The sequence below is a fragment of the Vibrio sp. NH-7 genome (assembly GCF_053643215.1).
Genome location: NZ_CM132187.1, coordinates 2261713 through 2280456 on the forward strand (window position 1 = coordinate 2261713; position 18744 = coordinate 2280456).

The following is an 18744-nucleotide window of genomic DNA, read 5'->3' on the forward strand; positions in this document are numbered from 1 at the left end:
CACTTCTGATAGCGTTACTTAAATGAGAAACAATGAACGAAGATAATTCGCCCTCTTCTCTAGAAGGTAAGAAAGAAAAATCTGAAGGTCCGAGTAGAAAGTCCTTCTTCGGACGCCTAGGTCAACTTTTCCAAGGTGAACCAAAAGATCGCCAAGAGCTCGTGGAAGTGTTCCGCGACTCTGAAGAGAATGACCTAATCGACCATGACACTCGCGATATGCTCGAAGGTGTGATGGAGATTTCTGAAATGCGAGTGCGTGACATCATGATCCCACGCTCGCAAATGGTCACCGTTGACCGAAGCGACGATTTAGACGCTCTAGTTAACCTGATTACTGATGCGCAACACTCGCGCTACCCAGTCATCAGCGAAGACAAAGACCATGTAGAAGGTATTCTGTTAGCGAAGGACTTACTTAAATATTTAGGCTCTCAAAGTGCGCCGTTTGATATCGAACAAGTTATCCGCCCTGCGGTGGTTGTTCCTGAAAGTAAGCGTGTCGATCGTTTGCTCAAGGAGTTCCGAGAGGAACGCTATCATATGGCGATTGTGGTCGATGAGTTTGGCGGTGTATCTGGTCTTGTCACTATCGAAGATATCCTCGAAGAAATCGTTGGTGATATCGAAGATGAATTTGATGATGAAGAACAACTAGACATTCGCAAGCTCAGCAAACATACGTTTGCCGTGAAAGCGCTCACGACCATTGAAGAGTTCAACGAAACCTTCAATACGTCGTTCAGCGATGACGAAGTCGATACGGTAGGTGGCATGGTCATGACTGCGTTTGGTCATCTACCTTCGCGTGGGGAAGTGGTCGAGATTGAGCAGTACAGCTTCAAAGTCACCTCTGCAGACAACCGTCGAGTGCTACAACTTCAAGTCACCATTCCTGACGAAGAGTCTCTTCCGGAACCAACCGAAGAGTAACGCTAATTTCCCTCAGGGGATATTCAGAAAAGATAACGATGTTAAATCCTATTTTGCATCGCCTAAAACGGCCGTTCGCGGCCGTTTTTGTTGGCGCGATAACCACACTAGCCTTTGCTCCCTATCAACTTTGGCCGCTAGCCATTATTTCTCCCGCGATTCTTTTGCTCTTAATCCACCAGCAAAGTGCCAAGCGTGCCTTGTGGATTGGCTACGCATGGGGTTTAGGTCAGTTTGCTACTGGCATCAGCTGGGTCCATATCAGTATCGATAATTTTGGTGGCATGCCAAAGATTGCCAGTGTGTTCCTAATGACACTGCTCATTGGCTATCTGGCGATGTATAGCGCCTTGTTTACATGGACACTCAATCGCTTTTTCCCGCAATCCAACCGAATTCGTCTTCTGCTGATCGCTCCCGTACTATGGCTCATCGCCGATTGGTTACGCGGCTGGGTAATGACAGGCTTCCCTTGGCTGTGGATCGGCTACAGCCAGATAGAGAGTCCACTCGCGCACTTTGCACCTCTTGGTGGTGTTGAACTGCTCACCTTTCTAAGCATTGTAAGCTCGGGTGCGATTGCATATGCGTTGCTTCACCGCCAATGGCTCCAACTGCTCATTCCAGCAATTATCTTATCGGCAGGGTTTGGGCTCAAATCGGCGAACTGGGTCACGCCTAATCCAGACAGCACGACTAAACTGGCTCTGATTCAAGGCAATATCGCTCAAGAGCTCAAATGGCTGCCTAGCGAGCGTTGGCCTACCATTATGAAGTACACCGATCTAACGCGAGAAAACTGGGATGCCGATATTATTATTTGGCCAGAAGCCGCCATCCCAGCTTTTGAGTTCGAAATCTCCTCCTTTCTAAGCAATCTCGACTCAGCTGCTAAACTCAACCACAGCGCGGTCATCACAGGGGTTGTCAACCAAGGGGAAAACAGGAAGTTCTACAACAGTATTCTGACTGTCGGTAAGACCGCATACGGCGACTACCGCTTCGATATGAGTCAGCGCTATCACAAACATCATCTATTACCTTTTGGTGAGTTCGTCCCGTTTGAAACCATACTAAGGCCCCTGGCGCCGTTCTTTAATTTGCCGATGTCCTCTTTCAGTCGAGGTGAGTTTGTGCAAGCCAATATTGATGCAAATGGTAAACAGATGGCGCCAGCACTGTGCTACGAAATCATCTTTAATGAGCAAGTGCGCCAAAACGTTACCGAAGAGACAGATTTTATTCTCACCTTGTCTAACGACGCTTGGTTTGGCCGTTCAATTGGCCCGTTGCAGCATATGGAAATTGCACGAATGCGTGCTTTAGAGCTTGGTAAACCTGTGATTCGTTCTACCAATAATGGCGTCACTGCGGTGACCGATTATCAAGGCCATATCGTTGCTCAGTTGCCGCAATTTGAAACTGGCGTTTTAAGAGCAGAAATCGTCTCGACAGAGGGCCAGACACCCTACCGCCAACTTGGGACTTGGCCACTCTATCTGTGGACGATACTGAGCTTAGCGATAGGCTGGCGTTGGAGAACCAAACAGTCTAATGACTAAATAGAAAAAGGGCTGACGCCAATGCGTCAGCCCTTTTCATTTTGCTTCAAGGCGGTGTTTCGATTAGGGTTTCAGCGCTTGGCGGCTAAAGCCTTTGCCGCCACACTTGGTGCATGGAATGATAATCGTCGGATGATTGTACTCAGTTTTGTGGCCACATTTATCACACACTAAAGCGCCAAGGCCGATCACCTCTCCTGCTTCATACAAGCCCTGATGTTCTAGATCCTCGAACAGTTCAACCCATTCGACTTTCGTTCGATCAGTGATCTCCAGTAGACCTTGCCAAATGGAATCGGCAATCATCAAATAAAACGGACCGTTTTTGGAGTCTTCATAGTTGTCAGCAAACTCTTTCAAATCTGACTTAACGTAAGCAGAAACCAAAGCCAGCTCATCTTTGGTTAAATCATTGGCGGCATCAACCACTTTACCCGAGGTTTCTAAAACGTGGTTAACTTCGTCAGGACTATGCTTGAGTGCTTCGACCACATCTTCAAACATCTCCTCATAACCTGTTTTGCGTTTTGGCATCGCTAACCTCCTTTTCGATTCACTGATGCACATTCATAAAGCCTGTTAAAGGCAATAAACATCACCATCTTTACGTGCTTTGAGTGGGTATTGGCTATTGTTGTGCCCCTCTCCTTTAGGTATTCTATGACGATCTATTAATGTCTGTTCTAACCGAACTCACAAATTCCAAGATAACCGGATATCATCGATGCAAGAACAATATAACCCGCAAGATATTGAACAAAAGGTTCAACAGCACTGGGATAACAACAAGACCTTTGTTGTAAGTGAAGACCCAAACAAAGAAAAATTCTACTGTCTCTCTATGTTCCCATACCCAAGTGGCCGACTGCACATGGGTCACGTGCGTAACTACACTATCGGTGATGTGGTATCTCGTTTCCAACGTCTACAAGGCAAAAACGTCATGCAGCCAATCGGTTGGGATGCGTTTGGTCTTCCTGCAGAAAACGCAGCGGTGAAGAACAACACTGCACCTGCACCATGGACTTACGAAAACATTGAGTACATGAAGAACCAGCTTAAGCTGCTAGGCTTTGGTTACGACTGGAACCGTGAGTTCGCAACGTGTACGCCTGAGTACTACCGTTGGGAGCAAGCGTTCTTCACTAAGCTTTACAACAAAGGCCTAGTGTACAAGAAGACTTCATCAGTTAACTGGTGTCCAAACGACCAAACGGTACTGGCAAACGAGCAGGTTGAAGATGGTTGCTGCTGGCGTTGTGACACGCCGGTAGAGCAAAAAGAAATTCCACAGTGGTTCATTAAGATCACTGAATACGCTCAAGAGCTACTAGACGATCTAGATAACCTAGACGGCTGGCCTGAAATGGTTAAGACCATGCAGCGCAACTGGATCGGCCGCTCTGAAGGCGTAGAGCTTAAGTTTGAAGTGAAAGGTCAACAAGACCTAGAAGTTTACACAACACGTCCAGACACACTAATGGGTGTGACTTACGTGGGTATCGCAGCAGGTCACCCTCTAGCGGCTATCGCAGCTGAGAACAACCCTGAGCTTGCAGCCTTCATTGACGAGTGTAAGAACAACAAAGTAGCGGAAGCGGAACTGGCGACAATGGAGAAGAAAGGTATGGCTACTGGCCTTACTGCGATTCACCCATTGAACGGTCGTGAAGTGCCAGTTTACGTGGCTAACTTCGTACTGATGGACTACGGTACAGGCGCTGTTATGGCAGTACCTGCGCACGACCAACGTGACTACGAGTTCGCGACTAAGTACGATCTAGACATCATCCCTGTAATCAAGCCTGCTGACGGCAGCGAGCTAGACGTTTCTGAAGCGGCATACACAGAAAAAGGTGTACTGTTCGATTCAGGTGAATTCGACGGCCTTGAATTCCAAGCGGCATTCGACGCAATCGCAGCAAAACTAGAAGCAGAAGGCAAAGGCACGAAGACTGTTAATTTCCGTCTACGTGACTGGGGCGTATCTCGTCAGCGTTACTGGGGTGCGCCAATCCCTATGGTAACCACTGAAGACGGTGAAGTTCACCCTGTACCAGCTGACCAACTACCAGTAATCCTTCCAGAAGACGTGGTAATGGACGGCGTAACTAGCCCCATCAAAGCTGACAAAGAGTGGGCGAAGACAACGTTCAACGGCGAACCTGCTCTACGTGAGACAGATACGTTCGATACGTTCATGGAATCTTCTTGGTACTACGCACGTTACTGCAGCCCGCAAGCTGACGACATCCTAGATCCAGAAAAAGCGAACTACTGGCTACCAGTAGATCAGTACATCGGTGGTATCGAGCACGCTTGTATGCACCTACTGTACTCTCGTTTCTTCCACAAATTGCTACGTGACGCTGGTTACGTAACGTCTGACGAACCGTTCAAGCAACTACTGTGTCAAGGCATGGTACTAGCAGACGCGTTCTACTTCGAGAACGAGAAAGGCGGTAAAGAGTGGGTTGCACCAACTGACGTTGCTGTTGAGCGTGACGGTAAAGGCCGCATTACTTCTGCGAAAGATACGGAAGGCCGCGATGTTACCCACTCAGGCATGATCAAAATGTCTAAGTCGAAGAACAACGGTATCGACCCACAAGAGATGGTAGACAAGTACGGTGCTGACACAGTACGTCTATTCATGATGTTCGCATCTCCTGCAGACATGACACTTGAGTGGCAAGAGTCAGGCGTTGAAGGTGCTAACCGCTTCCTGAAACGTGTATGGAAACTGGTTAAAGAGCACACATCAAAAGGTGCAGCAGAAGCAGTCGATACATCTGCACTTTCTGGTGACCAAAAAGCACTTCGCCGCGACGTTCACAAAACTATCGCGAAAGTGACGGACGATATCGCTCGTCGTCAAACGTTCAACACAGCAATCGCTGCGATCATGGAACTGATGAACAAGCTAGCGAAAGCGCCTCAAGAATCTGCACAAGATCGTGCAATCCTTGATGAAGCGCTAAAAGCGGTAGTTGCAATGCTTTACCCAATCACTCCGCACATCTCATACGAGCTATGGGCTGCGCTAGGTGAAGCCGACATCGACAATGCTGTATGGCCAACGTTCGACGAGAAAGCACTGGTTGAAGATGAGAAGCTAATCATCGTTCAAGTAAACGGTAAGCTACGTGCGAAACTCACCGTACCAGCAGATATCTCTAAAGAAGATATCGAAGCGCTAGGTCTAAACGATGAGAACGTCACTAAGTTCACCGAAGGCAAAACAGTACGTAAAGTTATCTACGTACCAGGTAAACTTCTGAACATCGTTGCGAACTAAGAAAGTGTTGCGAACTAATCGCAGATAAATAAGTCTTAAGCAGGGTAACTTTAGTTTATTGAACTAGAGTGTCGCCCTGCTTTATTTATCTTAAAGCTCTACCCCGTTTGGGTTAAATAGAGCCGTAAGATAAGTAAATCCATAAACGAGAGCCATTAATCTATGTTTCGCCGTGTATCGCGCCTGTTATCTGATTCAACTGTAAAGCTCACTTCTGCTGTACTCATGGCAAGCCTACTGGCTGGTTGTGGTTTCCACCTGCGTGGAGATTACTCGGTACCTGACGAATTAAACACCTTATCTCTTACCAGTTATGACCCATACAGCACCTTTACTCGCATGATGAAAGGCCAATTACGCTTGAGTGAGGTGGATATTGTGCCACCCGCTGCTAACGTGCCAAATCTACACCTTGTTAGTGAAGGCGTTGGCGAGCGTACACTATCTTTGTACCAGAACACCCGTGCGGCGGAAAAAGAGATCACCTTCCGCGCCTCTTACCGAGTAACGGTTCCCGATGTGGGCACGAAAACCTATTCGACAAGCGTGACTCGAAGCTACCTTGATAACCCTCTCAGCGCGCTGGCAAAATCGGTCGAACGAGACATGATTGAAGATGAAATGCGCAAACTGGCCGCCACTCAAATTGTTCGTCAAATGGCGCGTTTACGAGCAGACATCGCACACGATGAACTCAATGACGATGCTGAAGAAATATCACTCAAAGACGACGATGAGCAATATCGCATTAAAACTTACTCTACGGATAAATCAGGTCAGTAAGAGGTTTTCATGCGCATTTTTGCCGACCGACTGTTAGAGCAAGTCAACAAGCAGCTCCACCCTACGTACCTTCTCTTTGGCAATGAACCGTTGCTACTACAGGAGTCACGTCAGGCAATACAAAAAGCGGCGCTAAGCCAAGGGTTCGAAGAACGACATCGCTTTGCAATAGACAGCAGCTTCGATTGGAACCTTGTCTACGACTGTTGCCAAGCCATGAGCTTATTCTCAGCTCGACAAATCATCGAATTGGAACTGCCAGAATCCGGCGTTAATGCGGCCATCGCGAAGGAGCTTTTAGCCCTTGCTGACATGCTGCATCAAGACGTGCTCCTTGTCGTTATCGGCACCAAACTGACGAAAGCGCAAGAAAATGCCAAGTGGTTTAAAGCCCTCTCAACGAATGGCTGCTGGGTAAATTGCCTAACACCTGATATTCAGCGTCTACCTCAGTTCGTTCAAGCTCGCTGTCGTGCGCTTAACCTAAAGCCGGATCCAGAAGCAATCCAAATGCTGGCACAGTGGCATGAAGGCAACGTATTTGCCTTAACACAAAGTTTGGAAAAGCTCGCGCTTCTCTACCCTGACGGCCAATTGAACTTGATTCGATTGGAAGAGTCACTCAGCCGACACAACCACTTCACCGCTTTCCACTGGATTGATGCACTGCTGGCGGGAAAAGCCAATCGCGCTCAACGAATCATGCGCCAACTTGAAGCGGAAGGCGTGGAAATGGTGATACTGGCACGCACCATTCAAAAAGAGCTTCAACAACTACTGGCCATGTTGCAAATGATGCAGACCGAGCCCATTGGCCGAGTGTTTGAGTCGTATCGAATCTGGCAATCCAAGCGGCCACTATATTCAGCCGCGCTAACTAGGCTCTCTATTGCCAATGTAAAAACACTGCTGCAGCTTTTGGCAAAAATCGAGATCCTAACCAAAACTCAGTACGACCAATCCAGTTGGCCACTATTACACCAGTTAAGTACGCAGATGTGCCTGCCTCAGGTGAAGCTTTAAAAAAGCGTGATATACTGCGCCGCCCTTTGGGCACCCACTTGTGAACAGAATTGACATAACGAGGACAACACCTTGCAACTTGAAGAACTGAATGATTTCTTAGTAGATAAAGCCGATGATATGAAAGCCCAAGATATCAAAACTATTGATGTCCAAGGTAAATCTAGCATTACGGACTACATGATTATCTGTACTGGCACTTCAAAACGTCACGTTGCATCGATTGCCGATCACGTTGCTAAAGAATCCAAACTGGCCGGCCTTACCCCTCTGGGTATTGATGGCGAAGCGGAAGGCGAATGGGTTGTACTGGATATGGGCACAACTATCGTACACGTCATGCAAGAAGAGCAACGCGAACTTTACCAACTCGAGAAGCTTTGGGGCTAACCATGAAATTACAATTGATTGCCGTTGGTACCAAAATGCCGAAATGGGTCGAAGAAGGGTTTCAGGAGTATAAACGCCGTTTTCCTCACGACATGCCACTAGAGCTGATTGAAATTCCAGCTGGCAAACGCGGTAAAAACGCCGACATTGCAAGAATTCTGCAAAAAGAAGGCGAAGCCATGCTTGCTGCCGTGCCAAAAGGCAATCGAATTGTTACGCTAGATATTCCTGGTAAAAAATGGGATACGCCTCAGTTGGCCGAGCAGCTTGAGAGCTGGAAGTTAGATGGTCGAGATGTATCCATTTTGATTGGTGGTCCAGAAGGACTCGCCCCCGCTTGTAAAGCAGCCGCGGATCAAAGTTGGTCTCTATCAGCACTAACCTTGCCTCATCCACTCGTCCGCATCGTCATGGCGGAAAGTTTGTACCGAGCGTGGAGCATTACCGCAAACCACCCTTACCACCGAGAATAATCGATTCATGTTACGAAAGCGCTCCCAAATAAGGGACTATCAAGAAGAAGCACGACTGTTTAAAAATCGTGCTATTGTCGCTTTTATAGGCATCGTTGCCATGATGGGACTTTTGGTGACGAACTTGTACAACATACAAGTTAATCAGTTTCAAGATTACAAAACCCGCTCAAACGACAACCGAATCAAGGTCGTCCCAATCGCACCAAACCGTGGGCTTATTTATGATCGTAACGGTAAATTACTGGCTGAAAACCGTCCAGTATTTAGCCTTGAGATCACGCCAGAGAAAATCGAGGATATGGAGGCAACCATTGCCAGCCTTCAACAAATCCTTACCATAACCCCTGACCAGATTGAACGCTTTCAAAAAGAGCGCCGCCAGACACGTCGCTTTAAGTCCGTGCCTATTTTGACTCAATTAACACCTGAGCAGGTGGCGAAATTTTCGGTCAATCAGCACAAATTTCCTGGGGTATCCGTCAACGCGGCTCTGAAACGCCATTACCCTTATGGCGAGGTGTTAACCCATGTGATTGGCTACGTTTCGCGAATCAATGACCGTGATATGCAGCGCCTCGTCCGCGAAGAGAAAGACGCAAACTATCAAGCCACTCGCGACATCGGTAAGTTGGGTATCGAACGCTACTACGAAGATTTGCTGCACGGAACAGCAGGTTACCAAGAGGTTGAAGTCAATAGCCGTGGTCGCATCATACGCACGCTAAAATACGTTCCACCTGAGCCGGGTAAAGATATTGTCTTAAACCTCGATATCGACTTACAACTCTATATCCATGATCTCTTAGCAGACCGACGCGGTAGTGCCGTGGTACTCGATCCTAAAGACAATGGTGTATTGGCAATGGTGTCAAGCCCAAGCTACGACCCGAATGCCTTCGTACATGGTATTTCTGGCAAAGACTATCGAGCACTACTTAATGACAAAAATCGCCCGCTGGTGAACCGAGCCACGTTAGGCATCTATCCTCCAGCGTCGACGATTAAACCCTTTATGGCGGTGGCTGCGCTTCAAGAAGGTGTCATAACACCAAATACTACTCGTAACGATCCTGGCTACTGGCGAATTCCAAACTCGAAAACTCGACCATTCCGAGATTGGCTCCCGTGGGGGCATGGCAAGGTAGATATCGTCAAATCAATTGAAGAATCCGTAGATACCTTCTTCTACCAAGTCGCGTATGACATGGGGATTGATCGTATATCCAATTGGATGATGATGTTTGGCTTTGGTGATTACACTGGGCTAGATATTCGTGAAGAGAGCAAAGCGAATATGCCAACCCGTGACTGGAAAATGGCTCGTCATCGCGTGCCTTGGTATCAAGGGGACACCATTCCTGTTGGCATCGGCCAAGGTTACTGGACAGCAACGCCAATGCAAATTGCCAAAGCGACCTCGGTGCTGGTTAACCGAGGCAAACGTATTGCTCCACACCTGTTAAGAGCGACCATCGTTAACGGTGAGCGTTTTGAGAAACAGGAGCTTTCAGAGCTTGAGACTTATACCTACCCTCCAATCGAAGGGGTCAAAGAGAAGTACTGGGACCTTGCGATAGAGGGAATGCGTCTTGTAAACCACGGAAAAAAAGGAACGGCTCGGAGAGCCTTCTACAACACCGAGTATGTCAGCGCCGGTAAATCAGGTACAGCTCAGGTATTTGGCTTAGGCGAAGATGAAAAATACAACGCAGACGAAATTGCCGAGCACCTGCGCGACCATGCGCTCTTTACTGGCTTCGCCCCCATTGACGATCCTGAAATCGTCGTGACAATTGTCCTTGAAAACGCAGGCGGTGGCTCAAGCAACGGTGGTCCTGTGGTACGCCAAGTGTTTGATCACGTGCTCGTAGAGAAAAAAGAGGCTGAAAAATAATGGATTTTGATCCTTCAACTGGCCAAAACCGCGCTCTGTTCGAGCGTTTCCATATCGATTTACCATTGCTACTAGGCATATTGGTACTTATGGGCTTTGGCCTAATCGTTATGTACAGTGCAAGTGGCCAAAGCCTTGCGATGATGGATCGCCAAGCAATGCGTATGGGCTTAGCCCTTGGCGTGATGCTTATTTTGGCTCAGATACCACCTAGAACCTATGAAACCTTGGCGCCACTCATGTTTGCTGGCGGTATTCTTTTACTACTCGGGGTACTCTTTTTTGGCGAAGCTTCCAAAGGGGCGCAGCGCTGGCTGAACCTAGGTTTTGTTCGTTTTCAACCGTCGGAGCTACTGAAGCTCGCGGTTCCGCTCATGATCGCCCGCTACATTGGTAAACGAGCCCTGCCGCCGACATTCCAAACCCTAGTGATTTCTTTGGTGATGGTGTTTGTCCCGACCATATTAATCGCCAAGCAACCCGACTTAGGCACTTCAATTTTGATTGCAGCCTCGGGCATCTTCGTGATTTTCCTTGCGGGTATCAGTTGGAGAATCATCTTCGCTGCTGCGTGTGGTCTTGGCGCCTTCTTACCCATTTTGTGGTTCTTCTTGATGCGCGAATACCAAAAAGTCCGTGTAAGAACGCTGTTTAACCCAGAATCAGATCCTTTGGGGGCGGGCTACCACATTATCCAAAGTAAAATCGCGATTGGCTCAGGGGGTATCTCCGGTAAAGGTTGGATGCAGGGAACTCAATCCCAATTGGAATTTCTCCCAGAGCGCCACACCGACTTTATTTTTGCCGTAATCGCAGAAGAATGGGGACTGATCGGTATTCTTGCGTTGCTCAGTATCTACCTCTACATCATCGGACGCGGACTCTACCTCGCGAGCAAGGCCCAAACCGCCTTTGGCCGCATGATGGCTGGCAGTATCGTGCTAAGTTTCTTTGTTTACGTTTTTGTAAACATTGGCATGGTAAGCGGGATTTTACCAGTTGTGGGCGTTCCTCTTCCTCTGATCAGTTATGGTGGCACCTCAATGGTGACGCTCATGGCAGGCTTTGGTATTTTGATGTCGATTCACACACACAGAAAAGCGTTTTCGAAGGCAACATAGTATGACAAACAAAACACTGCTGGCATTGGCTTGCGCGAGCATTCTATTGGTAGGCTGTTCTTCTGCACCGTCTAAACGCTACTCCCTGGATGATGACGTCGCACCTGAGAAACCTATCTCTGTTGATCATATTGAAGACGCTGTCCCGCAATATGAACCTTACAGTTTAGGCGGGAACAAAGATTACACGCTGCGCGGAAACCACTACACCATCATCAAAGACAGCACAGGCTTTACCGAGCAAGGCATATCTTCTTGGTACGGAAAAAAATTCCATGGCCACCTGACTTCGAATGGTGAGATCTATGACATGTATTCCATGACAGCGGCACATAAGACCTTACCTTTGCCAAGCTATGTGGAAGTGACCAATCAAGACAATGGCAAAAAAGCCATCGTCCGTGTCAATGACAGAGGTCCTTTTCACCCTGGACGCATCATAGATTTAAGCTACGCCGCCGCCACTAAACTCGATGTCATCAAAACGGGGACAGCGAATGTGTCGATTCGAGTCATCAAGGTCGACAAACCAACCGAAGCCCACAAACAACAAGCGTTGCCAAAGTTTGTTGTGCAAGTTGCTTCATCACAGCATTCACAGCGCGTCCAAACTTTGGCACAAGAGCTGGGGCAAAAACTTGCGGTTGAGAGTTATGTAGGGTCTGAAAATGACGTCCATCGAGTACTTTTAGGACCATTTAATGACTATATGCAAACTCAAAAAACCTTAGAACAAGTAAAAACACTTGGTTATTCGAGTGCATTTATTAAATCCTTGTAGAGTTAATTCTCCAAGCCACTAGACGACACTAGCTTGAGAGAGTGATTCTGTTAAGATATGGACAGTTAAAGATAAACCTGTAGTCAATATGAAAAAAACAACGCTAATTAAATCCGTTTTTGCGTCTTCTATTGCGCTTTCTGCAACCTTCGCAACTTCTGCCATCGCAACACCTATTGTTGTGCCAGACGCCCCTCAGATCGCCGCTAAAGGCTACGTGCTAATGGACTTCCATTCAGGCAAAGTCTTGGCTGAGAAAGAGATGAACACCAAGCTATCTCCGGCTAGCTTAACCAAAATGATGACCAGTTACGTCATCGGCCAAGAGCTTGAGCGCGGTAACATCTCACTGCAAGACGATGTGACTATCAGCAAAAATGCTTGGGCGAAAAACTTCCCAGATTCTTCGAAAATGTTCATTGAAGTCGGTACCACAGTCAAGGTTGAAGACCTGAACCGTGGCATCATCATTCAATCGGGGAACGATGCTTGTGTGGCAATGGCTGAGCACATTGCTGGCTCTGAAGATGCCTTTGTTGATTTGATGAACGCATGGGCAGACACCATCGGCATGAAAGACACCCACTTTGCCAACGTGCATGGTCTAGACAACCCAGATCTTTACTCAACGCCTTACGACATGGCGTTACTTGGTAGCGCGCTTATCCGCGACGTGCCAGACGAGTACCGCATCTACTCAGAAAAGAAATACACCTACAACGGCATCACCCAATATAACCGCAATGGTCTGCTTTGGGATAAGAGCATGAACGTTGACGGCATTAAAACTGGCCACACAAGTAATGCCGGTTACAGCCTAGTGAGCTCAGCAACGGAAGGCAAAATGCGTCTTGTTGCGGTTGTGATGGGCACAAAGAATGCGAATGCTCGTAAATCAGAAAGCAAAAAGCTACTGAGTTACGGCTTCCGCTTCTTTGAAACAGTGGCACCACACAAAGCAGGCGAAACCTTCGTCGAAGAAAAAATCTGGATGGGTGACAAAGACATGGTTGCCTTAGGCCTTGATCAAAACACCTATGTCACGCTACCTCGCGGCCAGGCGAAAAACCTAAAAGCCAGCTTCGTACTTGAAAAAGAGCTACAAGCCCCAATTAGTAAGGGAGATGTTGTTGGTAAGCTATACTATCAACTAGAAGGCAATGATGTTGCTGAGTACCCGCTTCTTGCACTTGAAGATGTAGAAGAAGGTAGTCTATTTAGCCGTCTTTGGGATTACATTGTTATGCTATTCAAGAGCTTCTTGTAATTCTTGATGAATTCATCGAAAAAGCCGCTCAATGCGGCTTTTTTTATCATATTAGCCTCATGGCTGATGTATTGAGATTTAACGTTATTAGCAGTACTATTCCGCGCTGCGAAGAAACTTGTTCAACTTGGAGTGTCCTATGCTGACTATTAACTCAGACGCAAAACTGAAAGACCTGCTCGAGTTCCCATGCTCATTCACCTACAAGGTTATGGGCTATGCAAAACCAGAACTGCCAGAAAAGGTTCTTGAAGTGATCCAACGCCATGCTCCAGGTGATTACAGCCCAGTTGTAAAACCAAGCGCAAAAGGCAATTACCATTCCGTGTCAGTAAACATCACTGCCACGTCGATCGAGCAAGTTGAAACCCTTTACAAAGAACTGGGTGAAATCGATATTGTTCGCATGGTTCTATAATTTTTTGAGAACTTCAATTTTTTTTGAAAGCAGCGAAAGCTGCTTTCTTTTTAGATATCAAGTAGATAATAATCCTGCAAAATCTCTAGGGTTAAAAATGTGTTACTGGTATATAGTTGATTCTGTTGATCCAGTTTATAATCTCCCCCACTTTATGAATCGACGATAGGATCAGCGATGCAAAACCAGCTTGTAGTCAAGTATCTCGGCCGACAAGATTATCAACCAATCTGGCAAGCCATGCATGATTTCACTGATACTCGCACTGACGAAACGCCTGATGAAGTTTGGCTTGTAGAGCACAACCCAGTCTTCACTCAAGGCCAAGCAGGTAAAGCAGAGCACCTTTTGAATACAGGTGATATTCCGGTCGTTCAAAGTGACCGCGGTGGTCAAGTGACCTACCATGGTCCAGGCCAACTTGTGGCCTATTTTTTGATAAACCTTCGTCGTAAAAAATTAGGGGTTCGAGATTTGGTTACTCATATAGAGAACCTAGTGATCAACACCCTAAAACACTACAATATTGAATCAGCAGCACGACCTGACGCCCCAGGCGTCTACGTTGACGGTAAGAAAATCTGCTCTTTGGGTTTACGAATCCGTAAAGGCTGCTCATTCCATGGTCTCGCTCTAAACGTCAATATGGATTTGAGCCCATTTCTGCGCATCAACCCATGTGGTTATGCCGGAATGGAAATGGTTCAAGTCAGCCAATTGGGTGGACCAGAAGATATAGAGCACGTTGAAAGAACCTTAGTCGATGAACTGGTAACTTTGCTAGGTTACGAGCAAGTTGAATTCAGCACAGAAGCTCCTTCTGTACGATAAGAAGTAAAGAGAAGCAAAGAAGCATGAGTAAACCAATCCAAATGGAAAAAGGCGTCAAGTACCGCGACGCTGATAAGATGGCATTAATTCCTGTAAAAAATATGCCTACCGAGCAGAAAGAAGTTCTGCGCAAACCCGACTGGATGAAGATCAAGCTACCAGCAGATAGTCAGCGCATTCAAGATATTAAGTCCGCAATGCGTAAAAACAACCTGCACTCAGTTTGTGAAGAAGCCTCATGCCCTAACCTTGCTGAATGTTTCAACCACGGTACTGCTACCTTTATGATTTTAGGTGCGATCTGTACTCGTCGCTGTCCTTTCTGTGACGTTGCCCACGGTCGCCCACTGGCACCAGAAGCGGAAGAGCCGAAGAAACTGGCGAAAACCATTCAAGACATGAAGTTGAAATACGTGGTAATCACTTCTGTTGACCGCGACGACCTTCGTGATGGCGGTGCGCAGCACTTTGCTGACTGTAACCGTGAAATCCGTAAGCTAAACCCGAACATTAAGATCGAGACGCTGGTTCCTGATTTCCGTGGTCGTATGGATGTGGCGCTAGAGCTACTAAAAGACAATCCACCAGATGTCTTTAACCACAACCTAGAAACTGCTCCTCGTCTGTACCGCAAAGCTCGACCTGGTGCGAACTACAAATGGTCTTTGGATCTACTGAAGAAGTTTAAAGAGCAACACCCTGATATTCCGACTAAGTCTGGCATCATGATGGGTCTTGGTGAGACCAAAGAAGAGATCATTGACGTACTGAAAGATCTTCGCGAACATGGCGTTACTATGCTGACACTAGGTCAGTACCTTGCACCAAGTCGCCACCACCTACCGGTTGAGCGCTACGTGCCGCCTTCAGAGTTTGATGAGCTAAAAGAGATCGCACTCGAACTTGGCTTTACTCACGCCGCTTGTGGTCCATTTGTCCGCTCCTCTTACCACGCTGATCTTCAAGCGCAAGGTGTAGAAATTAGCTAATCTAGAAGCTAGATTGATTGAAAAGCTGACTGAATAGGTCAGCTTTTTTTTATCGTCCCTTGAATGAGACAGCGCACTTCTATAGGCTTACTCTACAAACATGATAAACCTGTCTCAGGTAACTTCGCCAAGGATCTAATATGAAAAAAATGGGATTAGCTGCTGCTATCGTACTAGCGGCATTAACCGCTGGCTGTGCTTCAAATACTAAGCAAGACAATTTCCGTGAAGCCTCTTTCGAACTTTGTAATACAGAAGTTGATATCTATTCAGTAAGTGATGATGGCCGCGTAAGAATTGTCTGTTCAGACGGTTCGAAGTTCGCTTTAAACAGTGAAGAGACGCTAGAAACCATGCGCGATATTAATATCGACTACTGTGACGGCGAAGGTCTCGGTAAGTTTAACGAAAGCAGAAAATACTACTCGTTCAAGTGTAAATCAGGAACATTACTGAGTATTTCAAAATAAGCTCGGAACACCGATACTGAAAGGGTTGATGTAAAAACATCAGCCCTTTTTGTTTTATGTATCATCTTCAAGAGATTCCCTACTCGCTCCTTCGTCACTCTATGGAATGACAAAAACCCAAGATCAAAAAAGGGCTCAATGAGCCCTTTCAACATAGTTTTCAAAGTAGATGGACGAAATTCAAGGAGCTCACACGGAGTTTGCGCTAGCAAATGAGTATGTGCGACACAGAAGTTCGTTCACTCTACGAAGAAAAATTAAGCGTAAACTGGTAGACGCTTACAGATTTCGAGTACTTTAGCTTTCGTTGCTTCGATAACTTCCTCGTTGCCGATGTTATCTAGAACGTCACACATCCAGTTTGCTAGTTCAGTTGCGTCTGCTTCAGTGAAACCACGGCGAGTGATTGCTGGAGAACCTACGCGGATACCTGAAGTCACGAATGGGCTACGTGGATCGTTTGGTACTGAGTTCTTGTTTACTGTGATGTTTGCCGCGCCTAGTGCTGCGTCTGCATCTTTACCAGTGATGTCTTTGTCGATTAGGTCAACTAGAAACAGGTGGTTTTCAGTACCGTTAGAAACGATTTTGTAACCACGCTCTTGGAACTGAGCCACCATCGCTTTTGCGTTCTTCACTACGCGAGCTTGGTACTCTTTGAACTCAGGTTCCATTGCTTCTTTGAACGCTACCGCTTTACCAGCGATTACGTGCATTAGTGGACCACCTTGACCGCCAGGGAATACTGCTGAGTTCAGCTTCTTGTACATCTCTTCGCCAGCGTTAGACAGGATTAGACCACCACGTGGACCCGCTAGTGTTTTGTGCGTTGTTGTAGTCACAACGTGCGCGTGTGGTACTGGCGTTGGGTAAACACCTGCAGCGATAAGGCCAGCAACGTGCGCCATATCTACAAATAGCCAAGCACCTGCTTTGTCTGCGATTTCACGCATGCGAGCCCAATCTACGATTTGAGAGTAAGCTGAGAAACCACCGATGATCATCTTTGGTTTGTGCTCTAGAGCAAGTTGCTCCATTTCATCGTAGTTGATTTGGCCAGCTTCATCGATACCGTAAGGAATAACGTTGTAGTGCTTACCAGAGAAGTTTACTGGTGAACCGTGAGTCAGGTGACCACCGTGCGCTAGGCTCATACCTAGAACTGTATCGCCTGGATTCAGAAGAGCCATGTAAACAGCGCTGTTTGCTTGAGAGCCAGAGTGTGGCTGTACGTTTGCGTATTCACAACCGAAAAGCTCACATGCACGATCGATAGCAAGAGCTTCTGCTTTATCAACGTACTCACAACCACCATAGTAGCGCTTGCCTGGGTAACCTTCAGCGTACTTGTTTGTTAGCTGAGAACCTTGAGCTTCCATTACACGTGGGCTGGTGTAGTTTTCTGAAGCGATAAGTTCAATGTGTTCTTCCTGGCGAAGAGTTTCTTCTTGGATTGCTGCGAACAGTTCCGCATCGTAATCTGCGATGTTCATATCACGCTTTAGCATCTGTATCTCCTGACTCAGATTAAGACTTTAAAATTGCAAAAAAACTGATTTCTGACCTAAATACCGACGTTTTTACCTGACGCAAACGTTTGCATTAAGCTAATGACGCGCATTCTACATAATTTGATCTAGGTCATAAAGAGAAAATTCAAATTTTTCTCATGCAGTTTTTTCATAATGATTTACGAGAATCGTCATGTTGGCACTTTTTACGGCTCGTACTGAGCTAAGTGTCAAATCTATCCTTTACACCCCGTAAAACGATGATTACATAGGTTTACCTTAAATTTCCCTCTCAAGCTACCGAAATCCTTATTTTTTAAATAGTATGCACGCCATTATTTACTGGTTAAATTTCAAATTGATGGAAAAACACTCAAGAAAGGAAGACTGGGTCGCAATTTTAACTGGCACGTTTTTAGTTGCTCAGGGCGTCTTCTTCCTGCAATCCGCTTCGTTACTGACTGGCGGAACCACTGGCTTAGCGTTATTGGTTAGCCAATTTGTATCGATTTCATTTGGTACGCTCTATTTTATTGCTAACTGCCCATTCTACTTATTGGCGTGGAAACGATTTGGCGCTCGATTCGCCTTCAACAGTGCTATTTCTGGCGCTTTGGTTTCGATTTTTGCTGACCACCTCTACTTGGTGATTAGCTTAGACACGATCAATGAGGTGTACTGCGCGGTCGCGGGTGGACTGTTGATGGGATTAGGCATGTTGATTTTGTTCCGTCATCGCTCAAGCCTTGGGGGATTCAATGTCTTGTGTCTCTTCATTCAAGATAAGTTTGGCATCTCGGTGGGTAAGTCTCAGCTTGCTATCGACTTTTGTATCTTAATTGCCTCTTGCTTCTTTGTGTCAATCGAAGTCATTGGCCTCTCGATTCTTGGCGCTATTGCTCTAAACCTTGTATTAGCGATGAATCACAAGCCAACTCGCTACTCTGTGAATTACGGCTAATAACCACAGTTCATAAAATTAAGGGTTGATGCATCGG

At 46.7% G+C, this 18744-nt stretch carries 18 protein-coding genes; 16 read left to right on the forward strand and 2 right to left on the reverse strand.

Annotated features, from left to right (window positions below):
- Window positions 1-32 precede the first annotated feature (32 nt).
- Window positions 33-932, forward strand: a complete 900-nt coding sequence (gene corC / locus ACUALS_RS10475; protein WP_005476694.1) for a CNNM family magnesium/cobalt transport protein CorC — start codon at window positions 33-35, stop codon at window positions 930-932.
- A 38-nt stretch (window positions 933-970) separates the two neighbouring features.
- Entirely contained in the window at window positions 971-2494 is a 1524-nt protein-coding gene (lnt, locus tag ACUALS_RS10480) for an apolipoprotein N-acyltransferase (RefSeq protein WP_454448323.1), read from the forward strand.
- 63 nt (window positions 2495-2557) lie between these two features.
- On the opposite strand, the gene ACUALS_RS10485 is transcribed toward lnt, so the two are convergent.
- On the reverse strand, window positions 2558-3028 hold the full coding sequence (locus ACUALS_RS10485) for a zinc ribbon-containing protein (RefSeq protein ID WP_454448324.1): 471 nt from the start codon (window positions 3026-3028) through the stop codon (window positions 2558-2560).
- A 190-nt stretch (window positions 3029-3218) separates the two neighbouring features.
- Between ACUALS_RS10485 and leuS the strand changes: the two genes are divergently transcribed.
- The 13 genes from leuS (at window position 3219) to ACUALS_RS10550 (ending at window position 16235) form a co-directional block, all read left to right on the forward strand.
- Complete coding sequence (leuS, locus tag ACUALS_RS10490) at window positions 3219-5792, forward strand: leucine--tRNA ligase (protein ID WP_454448325.1); 2574 nt, start codon at window positions 3219-3221, stop codon at window positions 5790-5792.
- 162 nt (window positions 5793-5954) lie between these two features.
- Complete coding sequence (locus ACUALS_RS10495; protein ID WP_005476696.1) at window positions 5955-6575, forward strand: LPS-assembly lipoprotein LptE; 621 nt, start codon at window positions 5955-5957, stop codon at window positions 6573-6575.
- Between the two features lie 9 nt (window positions 6576-6584).
- Window positions 6585-7598: a DNA polymerase III subunit delta gene (gene holA / locus ACUALS_RS10500; protein WP_454448326.1), complete on the forward strand. Its 1014-nt coding sequence runs from the start codon at window positions 6585-6587 to the stop codon at window positions 7596-7598.
- 72 nt (window positions 7599-7670) lie between these two features.
- Window positions 7671-7988 (forward strand): ribosome silencing factor, encoded by a 318-nt coding sequence (rsfS, locus tag ACUALS_RS10505; RefSeq protein ID WP_005476693.1) that lies wholly within the window; start codon window positions 7671-7673, stop codon window positions 7986-7988.
- A gap of 2 nt (window positions 7989-7990) precedes the next feature.
- Window positions 7991-8461: a 23S rRNA (pseudouridine(1915)-N(3))-methyltransferase RlmH gene (rlmH, locus tag ACUALS_RS10510; protein WP_005476695.1), complete on the forward strand. Its 471-nt coding sequence runs from the start codon at window positions 7991-7993 to the stop codon at window positions 8459-8461.
- Between the two features lie 7 nt (window positions 8462-8468).
- Window positions 8469-10358 (forward strand): penicillin-binding protein 2, encoded by a 1890-nt coding sequence (gene mrdA / locus ACUALS_RS10515; protein WP_454448327.1) that lies wholly within the window; start codon window positions 8469-8471, stop codon window positions 10356-10358.
- A complete protein-coding gene (rodA, locus tag ACUALS_RS10520) occupies window positions 10358-11479 on the forward strand; it encodes a rod shape-determining protein RodA (RefSeq protein ID WP_005476702.1) in 1122 nt (373 codons plus the stop codon). Before mrdA ends, rodA begins: the two co-directional genes overlap by 1 nt.
- A gap of 1 nt (window position 11480) precedes the next feature.
- Window positions 11481-12260: a septal ring lytic transglycosylase RlpA family protein gene (locus ACUALS_RS10525; RefSeq protein ID WP_454448328.1), complete on the forward strand. Its 780-nt coding sequence runs from the start codon at window positions 11481-11483 to the stop codon at window positions 12258-12260.
- Window positions 12261-12348: 88 nt separating this feature from the next.
- On the forward strand, window positions 12349-13527 hold the full coding sequence (locus ACUALS_RS10530) for a serine hydrolase (RefSeq protein WP_454448329.1): 1179 nt from the start codon (window positions 12349-12351) through the stop codon (window positions 13525-13527).
- 139 nt (window positions 13528-13666) lie between these two features.
- A complete protein-coding gene (gene ybeD, locus ACUALS_RS10535) occupies window positions 13667-13945 on the forward strand; it encodes a DUF493 family protein YbeD (protein WP_008081427.1) in 279 nt (92 codons plus the stop codon).
- Window positions 13946-14122: 177 nt separating this feature from the next.
- The gene (lipB, locus tag ACUALS_RS10540) at window positions 14123-14776 is read left to right on the forward strand and encodes a lipoyl(octanoyl) transferase LipB (protein WP_038215536.1); all 654 of its coding nucleotides are present in this window, start codon (window positions 14123-14125) and stop codon (window positions 14774-14776) included.
- Window positions 14777-14799: 23 nt separating this feature from the next.
- Entirely contained in the window at window positions 14800-15765 is a 966-nt protein-coding gene (gene lipA / locus ACUALS_RS10545; RefSeq protein WP_454448330.1) for a lipoyl synthase, read from the forward strand.
- Window positions 15766-15905: 140 nt separating this feature from the next.
- Window positions 15906-16235 (forward strand): hypothetical protein, encoded by a 330-nt coding sequence (locus ACUALS_RS10550; protein WP_454448331.1) that lies wholly within the window; start codon window positions 15906-15908, stop codon window positions 16233-16235.
- Window positions 16236-16492: 257 nt separating this feature from the next.
- Here ACUALS_RS10550 and glyA read toward each other — a convergent pair whose 3' ends face one another.
- The gene (gene glyA / locus ACUALS_RS10555; RefSeq protein ID WP_038139480.1) at window positions 16493-17743 is read right to left on the reverse strand and encodes a serine hydroxymethyltransferase; all 1251 of its coding nucleotides are present in this window, start codon (window positions 17741-17743) and stop codon (window positions 16493-16495) included.
- A 364-nt stretch (window positions 17744-18107) separates the two neighbouring features.
- On the opposite strand from glyA, the gene ACUALS_RS10560 reads away from it, so the two are divergent.
- Window positions 18108-18707: a YitT family protein gene (locus ACUALS_RS10560; protein WP_039483603.1), complete on the forward strand. Its 600-nt coding sequence runs from the start codon at window positions 18108-18110 to the stop codon at window positions 18705-18707.
- Window positions 18708-18744 lie beyond the last annotated feature (37 nt).

What these genes read in the sequence shown, in the direction of transcription:
- lnt (WP_454448323.1), top strand. Translation starts at nt 971, where the DNA reads ATGTTAAATCCTATTTTGCATCGCCTAAAACGGCCGTTCGCGGCCGTT.
- lipB (WP_038215536.1), top strand. Translation starts at nt 14,123, where the DNA reads ATGCAAAACCAGCTTGTAGTCAAGTATCTCGGCCGACAAGATTATCAA.
- rodA (WP_005476702.1), top strand. Translation starts at nt 10,358, where the DNA reads ATGGATTTTGATCCTTCAACTGGCCAAAACCGCGCTCTGTTCGAGCGT.
- glyA (WP_038139480.1), bottom strand. Translation starts at nt 17,743, where the DNA reads ATGCTAAAGCGTGATATGAACATCGCAGATTACGATGCGGAACTGTTC.
- rlmH (WP_005476695.1), top strand. Translation starts at nt 7,991, where the DNA reads ATGAAATTACAATTGATTGCCGTTGGTACCAAAATGCCGAAATGGGTC.
- ybeD (WP_008081427.1), top strand. Translation starts at nt 13,667, where the DNA reads ATGCTGACTATTAACTCAGACGCAAAACTGAAAGACCTGCTCGAGTTC.
- ACUALS_RS10550 (WP_454448331.1), top strand. Translation starts at nt 15,906, where the DNA reads ATGAAAAAAATGGGATTAGCTGCTGCTATCGTACTAGCGGCATTAACC.
- holA (WP_454448326.1), top strand. Translation starts at nt 6,585, where the DNA reads ATGCGCATTTTTGCCGACCGACTGTTAGAGCAAGTCAACAAGCAGCTC.
- mrdA (WP_454448327.1), top strand. Translation starts at nt 8,469, where the DNA reads ATGTTACGAAAGCGCTCCCAAATAAGGGACTATCAAGAAGAAGCACGA.
- ACUALS_RS10485 (WP_454448324.1), bottom strand. Translation starts at nt 3,028, where the DNA reads ATGCCAAAACGCAAAACAGGTTATGAGGAGATGTTTGAAGATGTGGTC.
- ACUALS_RS10530 (WP_454448329.1), top strand. Translation starts at nt 12,349, where the DNA reads ATGAAAAAAACAACGCTAATTAAATCCGTTTTTGCGTCTTCTATTGCG.
- ACUALS_RS10525 (WP_454448328.1), top strand. Translation starts at nt 11,481, where the DNA reads ATGACAAACAAAACACTGCTGGCATTGGCTTGCGCGAGCATTCTATTG.
- ACUALS_RS10560 (WP_039483603.1), top strand. Translation starts at nt 18,108, where the DNA reads ATGGAAAAACACTCAAGAAAGGAAGACTGGGTCGCAATTTTAACTGGC.
- lipA (WP_454448330.1), top strand. Translation starts at nt 14,800, where the DNA reads ATGAGTAAACCAATCCAAATGGAAAAAGGCGTCAAGTACCGCGACGCT.
- leuS (WP_454448325.1), top strand. Translation starts at nt 3,219, where the DNA reads ATGCAAGAACAATATAACCCGCAAGATATTGAACAAAAGGTTCAACAG.
- corC (WP_005476694.1), top strand. Translation starts at nt 33, where the DNA reads ATGAACGAAGATAATTCGCCCTCTTCTCTAGAAGGTAAGAAAGAAAAA.
- ACUALS_RS10495 (WP_005476696.1), top strand. Translation starts at nt 5,955, where the DNA reads ATGTTTCGCCGTGTATCGCGCCTGTTATCTGATTCAACTGTAAAGCTC.